Raw genomic sequence first — 12783 nt, forward strand, 5'->3', positions numbered from 1 at the left:
GATGTGGGAATAGTTGACTACTTTAATAATAATGATTATCATTACGTTTAACTAACGCAGTAAATCATCCACTGCATCAATGCCACAGCCCGCCGCCGCTAGCTAGTGTTTCAACTAACTGGGGGATATATATGAAAAGCGGGATAAAGAGAGGCGCATTGGCATTGCTAATGCCAATAACGGTTGTATCAATGGCTGCAAAGGCACAAATTGCATCAGACGACCATGCAGAAATAGTCAATCAACAGCAAGGCAGTGCACTCGATAGTAACGATCTAAAAGAAGTCACTGTATCTGCCACGCGTTCCGAACGAAAAACCGACAATGTGCCGCGAATTGTTACTGTTACGACGTCCGAGGAAATTCAGGAGTTAGGTGCTCGAAACGTAGGCGATGTATTTAAAGACTCGCCGGACATTACTGTGCCTCAGCAAACGGGGCGATTTAGTCTAGCCATCGGTTCACAGGGTCGGGGCGGTCAAGAAAGTATTAATATCCGGGGCCTTCAGGGCAACAATGTACTACTGCTGGTCGATGGCATTCGCGTACCCAATCAATTTTCATTTGGCAGTCTATCTGCAGGCCGAGGGAATTTTTTGGATGTGGACGGCTTTCGAAAAATAGAAGTCGTCCGCGGACCATCATCAACCCAATATGGCAGTGATGGCCTTGCCGGCATTGTCCAATTTCAAACCTTTAACCCAAGCGACTTTATTCAAAAGGGTGCAGATAAAGGAGGATTTGCGCGAACCGGCTACTCCAGCGTGGATAACTCATCAAATACGACCTTTGCTTATGCTGGTAAGACGCAGGATATACAGGGCATGGTGCTTGGTAATATTCAATCCGGCCATCAGCTTGAAAATCAAGGATCCAACTACGCGACGGGCATTGCTAGAACTGCACCAAATCCGGCTGATTATCGTAATTGGTATGTACTGTCAAAAGCGCTGCTACGCATTAACTCTGCAAGCAGTGTAGGAATTACCTATGAATCGCAAAACCTTACACAAAATGTCAATAATCTATCGGATCTATCAAGGGCTGTAGCCACATCAACGGCATCCGATACGACATCCCGAGATCGGATATCCGGCGAATATCACTATCGGGATTCTGCAAATGAGGTGATTCAGGCGGCGAAGGTCATGATTTACCTGCAAGATGCATCGGTAGCCCAAAAATCGTATCAAGAATCGGCAGTAGGAGGTGGTAGGCCCTATGCTTGGCGGTCAAGGACGAATACCTATAGTCAAAATACCAAAGGACTCAACACAAGCTTCGAAAGCAACACCACCGCCATCCTGAATCAACGCCTCACGTATGGCCTGGATTGGAGCTCTGCGGACATATCGAGCCAAATTAATGCGGCCGGGAATGGGACATCAATTACACCTGCCCCATCATCAAAATATGACTTAGGCGGCGCATTCCTTCAAAGCGAGATGGCCTTTGGTGATCTGACGCTGATACCGGCCATTCGCTATGACAGTTACTCAATCCAGCCGCAAACAGGATTAACCAGTTCCAATAGTGGTTCTTCGGTTTCACCTGCGCTTGGAGCGGTATGGAATTGGGTGACTGCATTGAGGCCATTTATCAATTGGGGCAGGGCATTTGGCGCGCCCACCCCAGATCAGGCCTTGGCAACCCATGCGAATGCGGGCCCTGGTTCGAACTACCGTGTTATTGCCAATCCGAATTTAAAGCCCCAGACCGGTAATGGCATCGAACTCGGCTCTCGGGGCAGGGTAGGTGCTTGGCGATATCAGGCGTCAGCGTATGCCAATCATTACGATCAATTTATTGCTCAAGTGACAACGCAGGGATCCTTGTTAAGTCCCATTCGCCCTGCCATTTTGCAATATCAAAACTTGAATAGCGTATCGATCCGAGGCTGGGATGTCAGGACTGATTGGGCATTTGCTGAGCGCTGGCAAGCCAATGCAGCCATGACATACAGCAATGGCCAGCAGACGCAAGATGGAGTTACTGCGCCCTTAAATACGATACAGCCGCTGCGCGCCGTTTTGGGAATGCGGTATGACGCAATCCAATGGGGTGCATTTGCCAATCTCATTTGGAATCAAGGCAAGGCAGCAAATAGAGTTAATTTTAATTCCAATACGGGCGGAACGGCGAATCAGTTTTTGACTCCCGCATCGACCATCCTCAATTTGACAGCGTACTGGAAACCCATCAAACAAGTAACCCTGAATTTCAATCTAAACAATGCATTTAATAGTACCTATTGGAACTGGGCAGGGGTACAGGGATCCGTCACCACAGTCAGCTCACCAATGTATAACGCTGCAGCTGCTCAGCAAGCTGCCACTGCAGCTCCACGCAATGCGCAAATTTCACTGCGCTACGACTTCTAAGGAGAAAACATGACTCAATCGATTTACTCTATCCGCCAATCCTTCGGGACTTTTCGTGTAAATGAGCAAATGCGCCATCGGGATATAGCAAAGCGACTGGAGATATCCGAGGGTGAATTGATTGCTGCGTTTCTGGGTATCGATACCCCTCCTTTGGCTATCGGCGAAATGCAAGCGGTTCGGCTGCTTCCAAAATGGAGCGAGATCATGGCATCCATTGAGTCCTTGGGCGAGGTCATGGCGCTGACCCGCAATGATTCTTGTGTGCATGAAAAAGTCGGCATTTACAAAAACGCTTCGCAGGAGGGACCTGTTGGGCTTATGGTGGGCGAGATTGACTTACGTCTTTTCTATCACGCCTGGGAATATGGATTTGTGGTTCGCGAAATGACCAAAGATGGTTTACAGCGAAGCTTGCAATTCTTTGACAGAGCAGGCGTGGCCATTCATAAGATTCATTTGAGAGCGCAAAGTTGTGTAGCGAACTACGATGCACTGCTAGTGCAATTTCAGAGTCATGATCAGGCGCCAGAAATACTGGTAACTGAGCCGGGCAAACCTGCTGCTGAATTACCTGATCAGGAGATTGATGTGAGGGCATGGCATCAGGCTTGGCGTGCGATGCGGGATACCCACGACTTTTTTGTTTTACTAAGGCAGTTTAAAGTTACAAGGACGCAAGGATTGCGTCTTGCCGAACCTGCTTTTGTACAGGCGCTGCCGGTGACTTGCATAAAAGACTTATTGGAGACTGCAGCAAGTACCGCCACTCCGCTGATGGTGTTTGTAGGCAATCACGGCATGCTGCAGATTCACAGTGGGCCAATTCATAAGGTGATGTTGACTGGATCCTGGATTAATGTCATGGATCCTCGCTTTAATCTCCATTTGCAAATGGATTCCGTGGCCCAGGCTTGGCTTGTACGTAAACCAACCATAGACGGCATCGTGACCTCGGTGGAGTTGTTTAATAACGACGGCGAAGCAATTGCCATGTTCTTTGGAGAGCGAAAACCGGGTAAGCCTGAGTTAGGCACCTGGCGCGCTTTAGCGGACGACTTGCTTGCACGTTCAACGGCGGTAGAGGCTTGAGATGAATTATGGTCGCCGGAATATCTTACTTACATCTGCATCGGTAGCGGGATGGATGGGCCTTGGTTTAGATACTTTTGCTCAAGAACGTCCTGTTGTGTCTTCTGGTGCGATGCGCTTGATTAGTATCGGCGGGGCATTAACCGAAATCATTTATTTACTGAAGGCAGATGCTGAATTAGTAGGAGTGGATACAACCTCGATTTACCCTACAGCAGCTACCCGCTTACCCAATGTTGGTTATGCCCGCGGTCTTTCTGCTGAGGGCATTTTGGCGCTGCGTCCTACTCAATTAGTTGCGACTGCAGAAGCGGGACCGCCAATCGTCTTAAAGCAAATGATCGATGCAGGGATTCCCTTGTCTATCTTGCCATCAGGTCATCAATTGATCGATGTCATTGATCGGGTGCGTATCATCGGCAGGCTGGTGCATAAAACGGATGCTGCCCAAGCGCTTGTAAGTCGATTGCTTTTGGAGTGGAAGAATACCCAAGAGCGTATTGCAAATTCAATACTCAACAGCGCACGCGTTTTATTTATTCTGTCGCAAAATCCAAATCAGCTGATGGTAGGCGGTGAAAAAACCAGTGCAGCTGCAATGATTGCGTATGCAGGTGCCCGCAATGCTATTTCGGGATTCGGTGGATTTAAGCCACTCACTCCTGAAGCGGTCATTGCCGCCAATCCCGATGTCTTGTTGCTGACGGATCAGGGCATGAAAGCCATTGGCGGGATTAGTGGAGTGCTGCGCCTACCAGGAATAAAGCAAACACGAGCCGGTAAAGAGCAGAAAGTGGTTTCCCTTGAAGCAATGTATCTATTGGGATTTGGGCCACGTATGCCATTGGCGGTTGCTGAGCTCAATCTGCTTTTGCAGCAGGCCATGGCCTAAATCATAGTCTGCACAGGATGGTTTCCAGTTTGACTGCGCTAAGAGCCAATGCCATTTTTATCAGTGCATTTGCTGGTTTACTTCTTATCGCCTTGCTACTCTTTACTTCGCAGTGGGGCGCAGTCCCGATTAGTTTGGATGATTGGACCTCGCTGATCAATCAGGGTGGGGATATCCAATCGGGAAGCAGCTATGTTTTATGGCAGTTGCGCTTACCTCGCGTGGTGTTTGCACTTTTGATTGGAGCTGCTCTGGGGCTCTCGGGCGCCTTGACTCAGGGGCTATTTCGGAATTCGCTTGCTGATCCTGGATTATTAGGCGTCTCTGCTGGCGCAGCGTGCGCCGTTGCTTTGGGCATTGTTCTCTTAAATGATTTAAATATCCCGCTCGTGCCGCAGTGGCGATTTTGGACGATACCTGCATTGGCATTTTCCGGAGCGATCCTGGTGTGTTTTGCTTTGGATCGCATTGCGCGCTGGATTACACCCGGATCCATTGCGGGCCTGCTTTTAACCGGCATCGCTTTAAATGCGCTTGCTGCCGCCGTTATTGGTTTATGTACCTATCTAGCAACGGATGAGCAGTTACGCAATTTGACCTTCTGGACTATGGGCTCGCTTTCTGGTTCGAATTGGTTCTTGGTGCTTGCGATTACCGTACTCTTTGCGTTCGCTTGGTGGCGTTTGCGCTCACTGATTCCAGTAATGAATGTCTTTTCCCTTGGGGAATCGGTCGCAGCCCATGTCGGTATTGAAATTGGCCTCATTCGGATGGAAATCATTTTTTGGGTGGCTTTACTCTCTGGTTTTGCAGTTGCGTGGTGCGGGATGATTGGCTTTATTGGATTAATTGCGCCCAACTTTGCCCGTGCTTGGCTCGGAGGCGATCAGAGGGTGGTAGTTCCGGCCTCAATGCTGCTGGGCGGTATTTTGTTATTGCTAGCGGATACATGTGCGCGCACAATCGCAATCCCAGCAGAAGTTCCCGTGGGAATTTTTACTGCTTTTTTAGGGGCGCCATTTTTCATCCTACTATTGCGCTCGTCGCGCCGTCAACTGGCCTAATGAGCACCTTATGCCGCCTTCACGCTTTGCAGGTCACGCTTGGTGAAAATGCATTTGGACCCTTTTCAGTCGGTATTGCCCCGGGTGAACGAATAGCCATACTGGGTCCTAGTGGAGCCGGAAAAACGACACTACTGAAATTGATATCCGGTGAACTGCGACCCCAATCTGGATCATATGCGCTCAAAGGCATACCAATAGAAACATGGTCTTTGCGCGCGCTGAGTAGGGCCCGGGCAGTAGTGCCTCAATCGAGTGAGGTCGCATTTGGCTTAATGGCTCACTTAGTCATTGGTTTGGGAAGAATCGCAATTGAGGGTGATTTAAAGCGCGATGCCATTATTCAGTATGCGGCGCGCCTCAGCTCCTGCGAGCATTTACTTCATCGGAGTTTTGATACCCTATCTGGGGGTGAAAAGGCGCGCATTCATCTTGCCAGAGTATTTGCGCAATTATGGGATGAGCAGAATAGCCTGATCTTGGTGGATGAGCCTTTGGCCTCCTTGGATCCCGGACTGCAAATCGAGCTTTTGGAAAGCATGAAGCGGTATGCCGATGCGCGTAATCACGCCATTGTGGCGATCTTGCACGACATCAATCAGGCCATGCACCACTTTGACCGACTGATCTTAGTAAAAGAAGGTTGCCTGGTCGGCGATCACGCCTCGGGCATGGGCGCAATTTCAGTTCTGGCTGATTTGTACCGGATTCAGTTGGATGTAATTGAGCGTGATGGCTCGCCTCCATTGGTTTTTCCGAGGGCAAGTCTAGGGCTCAATACCCTATAAAATACCGATAAATATAAGCCCAGCAAAACGAGGGGTTTCCTGATAGCGTATTGCTTATCGAGCTGGCTTGTGCCTCGCCTTAAGGAGTTATGAATATGAAACGGATCTTTTTATTTTTGCTGACCAACATCGCCATCATGCTGGTGATTTCGATCGTCATCAGTGTATTTGGGCTGGGTCAAATCCTAGATCAGAATGGGGTGCACATTGATCTGATGTCACTCTTGATGCTGTCTGCGGTGGTGGGTATGACGGGCTCATTTATTTCCCTCGCCATGTCCAAATCGATGGCCAAGCACTCCGTGGGCGCCTATGTCATACAAGAACCACGCAATGACCAAGAGCGTTGGCTGCTCAGCACGGTCGAGCGTCAAGCCACTGCGGCTGGTATTGGTATGCCGGAGGTCGCCATTTACGATGCGCCTGATATCAATGCATTTGCAACGGGGATGTTTCGCAATGACTCTCTCGTTGCAGTGAGCACCGGCCTGCTCTACGGCATGACCCGTGATGAAGCAGAGGCAGTCTTGGCGCACGAAGTCAGTCACGTTGCCAACGGCGATATGGTGACCTTGGCATTGATTCAGGGCGTGGTAAATACCTTTGTATTCTTCTTGTCGAGGGTGATTGGCCACATCATTGACCGTACTGTCTTCAAGACGGAGCGGGGCCATGGGCCAGCGTATTGGGTGACGACAATCATTGCCCAACTCGTCCTTGGTATTTTGGCGAGCGCGATTGTGATGTGGTTTAGTCGTCAACGCGAGTACCGCGCTGATGCAGGAGCTGCCTATTTAGAGGGCAAGCACAAGATGATTGCTGCCTTAGAGCGTTTGCAAAAGTCAGTCAATCAACCCCATTTGCCAGAGCAGTTAGAGGCATTTGGTATCTCGGGTGGCATGGCCGATGGATTGAAGCGTTTGTTTATGAGTCATCCTCCATTAGAGGAGCGCATCGCAGCATTGAGAAATAGCGCTTAGATTTGAGAATTTCGATGCATCAATAATCCTTATTTGCAATGCTTAAATTATTTGCTTTGCACTGGTAAGGAGTTGATGCATTTTGTATTGACGGTTTAGCAACTCAAAAAAGAGCCTCAGCGTATTCAGGGCATCATCATCCGCTCTGTGTGGAATGCCTTTAAATTTCAGCCTACAGGCCGTAAGTGCAGAAGATAGTCCAATATTAGGGTTCTTGCCATTTGCTAAGGCATTCAACAAAAACCACGTTTTGACGTCGATCCATCGCCTACCAAAAAAGGGAAATGAAATAGAGCGGTCTTTAAACTCAGACTTAAGTTCAGTGCTGTCACCGCCTCCCCAAACGACTGGATTAACAAAGCATTCCTGACTTTTGATTAATGTACCTATTTCAAATGCAACCTGAGCATGAGGTACAGCATTGCTCACAATATCATCATCCGTGATGCCCGTGAGATTAGTGATGAACTCAAATATTGGCTCCTCTGGGTTGAGGTACCACTTTTGAGATAGAAGATTGTCATTTTGGTAATCATTAAAATTACCAATCGCAATTCCTACTTGAATTATTTTTGGTTTTGAAATCGAGTTATCTTCCGCATTGTTTAGTTCCAAATCCAAGGCCAAGTATTTTTTATTGATGTCCATAAATAGTTTCCGATTATTACTGAGGATTTTACTTTTTTCACCATCTTTTTTTGGAATCTTTTTGTAATCCTTGTAGGACGCCATGGTTAATTTATTACATACAATTCATTTCAATTTTGTTTTGTAGATATTAATTGGAGTGCGTATGAAATTACATGTCTTAAGTGATCTTCACCTTGAGTTTTCAGATTTCCCCGCGCCTAGTGTGGATGCTGATGTCATCATTCTTGCGGGTGATATTGGACTACGTTCAAGTGGTGTTGATTGGGCTAGCCGTAGGTTTGCAAACAAAAAAGTTATTTACGTTGCAGGCAATCATGAATTTTATGGTGCTGATCGTACTGAGGTGATTTATGATTTGAAGGCAAAATGCGATGAATCCGGATTTTATTTTTTAGACAATAGTTCGGTTACTTTTTTAGACGCATCAAGGCAGTTGCCTATACGCTTTTTGGGAACAACTCTATGGACAGATTTCATGTTGTTTGGCGCCAAATTTCAAAACCAGTGCATGGATGCTGGTCGTCGTTGCTTAAATGACTTTCGTCTAATTCGTGATGATGGTATTTTTTCTGTCGAAAAATCCATTGCTTTACATAAAGCATCTTTGGTGTGGCTTAGCAACGAGCTAAATAAATCGTTTGATGGAAAAACGGTTGTGGTGAGCCACCACCTTCCATCAACGAAGTCTGTGGCTTTGCGCTTCAAAGAAGACCTGTTGTCAGCATGCTTTGCCTCTGAGTTGTCGCACCTGTTTGGGCTTATGGATTTATGGGTCCATGGGCATACGCATGACTCGTTTGATTATCAAATGAATGGCACGCGTGTTGTTTGCAATCCACGAGGTTATGTGAGGTCAGGTTATGCTGAAAACGCTGACTTTGATCCATCGTTGGTTGTGGAAGTTTAATCACGCTGTTAGTCCACCCCAATTCAATGCAACTGGCAAAAAAGACCTAGATGAGTGATATTTTTATTTTTTGGCCTGTATGGGGGGGTGTCTACTCTGGCACTGGCTAACGGCAGACAAACAACCTCGGCCAGATTTACTCAATTTTAAAGATATAGATATATACGTCTATGACCACGCTTTGGTTACAGCTAGATATGGCGTGATACTCACAAGAAAAGCTGAGTGAGTAGATGTCATTGGCTTTCAAGTAGATCAAATCAATCCGCTACCAGTGAATCGGTTTTTTGGCTGGTTTCTTTTTTGTGGGCACCTGCTCGGGAAGTTGCGCAGATATGAGTTCTTCATCGTTTATATAAGACCGCGACCAGTGTGCAAGGCTTATCAGACTGCTACTTGCAGGGCGCCCCTTTTTGCCACTAATTTGAGGGCCCCTAGGTATGATCATGTCAATTTTTAAAGAAGGAAAGTCTTCAATGAGTGCGCTAATCGCTGGTTCGGTATCGGTATCATTTGAGATGAGAACGACTTGATCCAAGGCTCGTTTGCTGGCATCGCGGTACATCGATAAGGCAAGATTGACGTCCGTTTTTTTCTCAACTAGACGCCATACCCTGACTGTATTGTCTTTATCAAAAAGGTTTCCTTCTACGTAAACAGGCATTTTGGTCCCGTCTTTTTCGTAAGCATGTGAACCAAGTACTTTCTCAAACTTATCTGGATACTTGGCTTCAAGTGCTCGGTGGTAGTCGTTCTGAGCACGCATCGATTCTTTCCCATGCCGAGAAAATTTCGGGAGTGCAGGCGCCGTAAAAAACTTAACGGAAATAATTTGCGAGTGTGGTTCAATGGATCGAGTAATTTGACTAAAAAGTGCTACTACATCAAGCCATTTGTATTGAGTACCACGTAGACGCACATAGTAGAGGTTGTACCCATCAATGTAGATAGAGGTTTTTAAAGCTTTGGACGTCTCCAGCATGTTTTCCCATAAAAATCGCCTTTAGAAATGAAAAAACCGCCCTAGAGCGGCTTTTTCGTCCCAATCCGGAGTCAATTTAATGACCTGGTTAGGGAGGAGTAGTTATCAATAGTATACATATTTTTGGTCTTGAGGAAAAGTCCATATTGAGCTGAATCTAGTTGTAAAGATATTTTGTTAAGGTGTTAAATGGTTCAGCGTAAAAATGACGATGCGCTACCCTTACAGAGAGATAAGCGCCACCTGCAAGTTTATCGCCAGGGGCTGCGCGGTTCATAAAACTCTTGATGCCTTTATCTGTACGCTTCCCGCTGATACCCCCAACCATGTTTTTTCCTAAGTTCGATTTTGCTCTGATACCCCCAATGATACCCCCAGCTTTTTTGGATTCAGCGAAATCTAGAAAGACCACAATGGACCTAGAGGCCTTTATCTACAAAGAAAAACGCCACCCTGGTGGGTGGCGTTGGAGTGCTGTGTACTACTTAGTGGTGGAGTCGGCGGGAATCGAACCCGCGTCCGCAAATCCTCTACAACAAGTTCTACATACTTAGTCATATCATTTAATTTAGCCGGCTAGTCACGGATTGACACGTTCCACGCTGGCGATTCACTTCATTTTCGAGCCGTTCCTCGTGACACGAAACAGCCTTATCTCTTGTAAATGACCCTGATGTAGCTTTCGCTACCTGACCCAAGAGAGAATCAGTTCAGGGGCAACCGCAATTAAGCGGCTAGTGCGTAACGTTCGTCGTTAGCAGTTATTACATTCCCATTGATTTACGAGATAACGGGTCCTCGGTATGCCCTTGATGCTTTGTAATCCACGTCGAAACCATGTCGACCCCAGATGCATTGCATTAAAGAAGCTTTATTTTACGGCGGATTACCAGATAACGCAGGACTATCGTGGAAAGATGATTTTCAATAGGTCCAGAGGGGAGTGGATGAGGTAGTCAGCGCCCCATTCTTGCGGCGGCTCTGCGCAGCCGCAATAGCCATAGGCTGCAGCGACGGTTTTCATACCGGCTGCTTTGCCAGCAATCACATCCCGAATATCGTCCCCCACATAGAGCGATAGCTCTGGAGGAATGTTCGCAAGCCGAGCTGCATGCAAAATCGGTTCGGGATGGGGTTTGGAGTGAGGTGTTGTATCACCGGAGACGGTAGAGATCGCACGCTGCCGTAATCCCATTTGCTCTGTCAGGGGATGGGTGAAACGCTCGCTCTTGTTCGTCACAATCCCCCAAGGCAGCTTCGCGGAGTCCAATTGATCGAGGAGAGAGTCGACGCCATCAAATAAAGTGCTATGCACTAGTAGTGCGTTTTCATAATAGGTAAAGAATTCATCGCGCAAGGGAGCGAATTCGGGGTGATCGGTACCATAGCCAAATGCCCCCTGAATTAAACCGCGTGCTCCAGCTGAAGCCCTTGGCCTCAGTTCTTCATAGGGTTTTGGGCTGAGATTACGTTTTGTTAGCAGCTGATTTGCAGCTGCCACCAAGTCTGGCGCGGTATCGGCCAGCGTGCCATCGAGATCAAAAAAAACACCACGGAAAGGGCTTTGTGCAGACATCGCTTTTATTCCAAAGGCTTGCGCACAGCAATCATGTAATTGACGTCGGTGTCATCGCTTAAGCGATAGACTTGGGTAATGGGGTTGTAGGTCAATCCCTTCATGCCAATCACCTCTAAATTCGCTTGACGGATGTAGCGCGCAAGCTCAGACGGCTTAATAAATTTGGCGTATTGGTGAGTCCCTTTGGGCAATAAACGCAGGATGTACTCGGCACCAACAATGGCAAATACGTAGGATTTCAGGTTGCGATTGAGCGTGCTAAAAAAGAGCGTAGCGCCTGGTTTGGCGAGGTCAGCGCAGGCCTGAACCACAGACGCCGGATCAGGGACGTGCTCGAGCATCTCCATGCAGGTCACTACATCAAATTGGGCAGCCTCCTCCAGCGCCAAGGACTCGGCAGAGATGGAGCGATAGCGCACACTGGCGCCGGTCTCTAGGGCATGTAATTCAGCGACTTTGAGGGCCTTGTCAGATAAATCAATTCCCAGGGTATTGGCACCAAGATTCGACATCGATTCAGCCAGAATCCCGCCACCACAACCGATGTCCACCGTCTTTTTACCTTTGAGTGGTGTAAAGGTCTGAATCCACCCCAGGCGCAGCGGATTAATCGCGTGCAAGGGCTTGAATTCGCTATTCGGGTCCCACCAGCGGTGCGCTAGGGCGCTAAATTTGCTGATTTCAGAGGGGTCAACGTTGCTGGATGTATTCATACTAAGACTGTAATGGAAATAAAAAAGCCCGGCAGAACCGGGCTTTTTCGAGAATGCTAAGGATTACTTGAGAGCAACTGTACCAACAACTTCGATATCGGTACGGCGGTTCTTGGCGCGGCCTTCAGCAGTAGCGTTGGTAGCTACTGGATTGCTCTTGCCTTTGCTTTCGGTGTAAATACGGCCACCGTCAACACCTTTGCTGATCAAATACGCTTTAACAGACTGGGCACGACGCTGACCCAAGGCCATGTTGTATGCGTCTGAGCCTACGCTGTCGGTGTTACCAACAGCGATAATGACTTCTAAGCGGATCTTGCTGAGGTCAGCAGCAACTTTATCCAAAGTCGCTTTGCCTTCTGGCTTCAAGGTTGCTTTGTCAAAGTCATACAAGGTATCAGCTTGTAATGTGATCTTGGTTTGAGTTACTTTTGGCTGAGCAGGCTTGGCAGCAGCTTTTGGCTCTAAAAAGCCGTCGCAACCCTTGGCAGCGGTAGCTGGGGTCCAAGCGGCATCACGCCAGCACAATGTGCCGTCGCCGTTTCTCCATGGAGTACCGGTTGCGTTGACCCAGTTGTCAACGGATTGAGCGGAAGTAGCGCCGGCAGCAACAGTAACAACACCAGCGAGTACCAGTTTTAGGGTTTTATTCATTTTTAGTCCTCAAATTCACTTTTTTTAATTAAATTCAAACTTGTATGTATGTCGCCCCACATAACTGCAAAAAGCGCAAAGCGATACTTCTCAATTCGTA

12 protein-coding genes and 1 other RNA gene are annotated in these 12783 nt (G+C 47.7%); 7 read left to right on the forward strand and 6 right to left on the reverse strand.

The window, feature by feature from the left end; all coding sequences use genetic code 11:
• Positions 1-170 precede the first annotated feature (170 nt).
• The 6 genes from Q8M75_RS05420 to htpX all read left to right on the forward strand — a co-directional run bounded on the left by Q8M75_RS05420 (position 171) and on the right by htpX (position 7197).
• Entirely contained in the window at positions 171-2381 is a 2211-nt protein-coding gene (locus Q8M75_RS05420) for a TonB-dependent hemoglobin/transferrin/lactoferrin family receptor (protein ID WP_305487075.1), read from the forward strand.
• Between the two features lie 9 nt (positions 2382-2390).
• A complete protein-coding gene (locus Q8M75_RS05425; protein WP_305487076.1) occupies positions 2391-3473 on the forward strand; it encodes a hemin-degrading factor in 1083 nt (360 codons plus the stop codon).
• A gap of 1 nt (position 3474) precedes the next feature.
• Positions 3475-4365 (forward strand): hemin ABC transporter substrate-binding protein, encoded by an 891-nt coding sequence (locus Q8M75_RS05430; RefSeq protein ID WP_305487079.1) that lies wholly within the window; start codon positions 3475-3477, stop codon positions 4363-4365.
• Between the two features lie 29 nt (positions 4366-4394).
• Positions 4395-5429 carry an iron ABC transporter permease gene (locus Q8M75_RS05435; RefSeq protein ID WP_305487082.1) on the forward strand — a complete coding sequence of 345 codons (1035 nt, stop codon included), beginning with the start codon at positions 4395-4397 and terminating at the stop codon, positions 5427-5429.
• Positions 5429-6217 (forward strand): ATP-binding cassette domain-containing protein, encoded by a 789-nt coding sequence (locus Q8M75_RS05440; protein WP_305487085.1) that lies wholly within the window; start codon positions 5429-5431, stop codon positions 6215-6217. Before Q8M75_RS05435 ends, Q8M75_RS05440 begins: the two co-directional genes overlap by 1 nt.
• Positions 6218-6312: 95 nt before the next feature.
• A complete protein-coding gene (htpX, locus tag Q8M75_RS05445; protein WP_305487087.1) occupies positions 6313-7197 on the forward strand; it encodes a protease HtpX in 885 nt (294 codons plus the stop codon).
• 42 nt (positions 7198-7239) lie between these two features.
• On the opposite strand, the gene Q8M75_RS05450 is transcribed toward htpX, so the two are convergent.
• Positions 7240-7929, reverse strand: coding sequence for a 3'-5' exonuclease (locus Q8M75_RS05450; RefSeq protein ID WP_305487090.1), 690 nt, complete (start codon positions 7927-7929; stop codon positions 7240-7242).
• A gap of 61 nt (positions 7930-7990) precedes the next feature.
• On the opposite strand from Q8M75_RS05450, the gene Q8M75_RS05455 reads away from it, so the two are divergent.
• The gene (locus Q8M75_RS05455) at positions 7991-8755 is read left to right on the forward strand and encodes a metallophosphoesterase (protein WP_305487093.1); all 765 of its coding nucleotides are present in this window, start codon (positions 7991-7993) and stop codon (positions 8753-8755) included.
• Positions 8756-9023: 268 nt separating this feature from the next.
• Here Q8M75_RS05455 and Q8M75_RS05460 read toward each other — a convergent pair whose 3' ends face one another.
• From Q8M75_RS05460 to ompA, 5 genes are all read right to left on the reverse strand, one after another.
• Positions 9024-9737, reverse strand: a complete 714-nt coding sequence (locus Q8M75_RS05460; RefSeq protein ID WP_305487094.1) for an NYN domain-containing protein — start codon at positions 9735-9737, stop codon at positions 9024-9026.
• Between the two features lie 489 nt (positions 9738-10226).
• Positions 10227-10585: a transfer-messenger RNA gene (gene ssrA, locus Q8M75_RS05465) on the reverse strand.
• 56 nt (positions 10586-10641) lie between these two features.
• Positions 10642-11313, reverse strand: a complete 672-nt coding sequence (locus Q8M75_RS05470) for an HAD family hydrolase (RefSeq protein ID WP_305487096.1) — start codon at positions 11311-11313, stop codon at positions 10642-10644.
• A 5-nt stretch (positions 11314-11318) separates the two neighbouring features.
• Positions 11319-12029: a bifunctional 2-polyprenyl-6-hydroxyphenol methylase/3-demethylubiquinol 3-O-methyltransferase UbiG gene (gene ubiG, locus Q8M75_RS05475; protein ID WP_305487097.1), complete on the reverse strand. Its 711-nt coding sequence runs from the start codon at positions 12027-12029 to the stop codon at positions 11319-11321.
• 63 nt (positions 12030-12092) lie between these two features.
• Entirely contained in the window at positions 12093-12683 is a 591-nt protein-coding gene (gene ompA / locus Q8M75_RS05480; RefSeq protein WP_305487099.1) for an outer membrane protein OmpA, read from the reverse strand.
• Positions 12684-12783: the final 100 nt, after the last annotated feature.

This window comes from Polynucleobacter sp. (genome assembly GCF_030693775.1).
Taxonomy (GTDB): domain Bacteria; phylum Pseudomonadota; class Gammaproteobacteria; order Burkholderiales; family Burkholderiaceae; genus Polynucleobacter.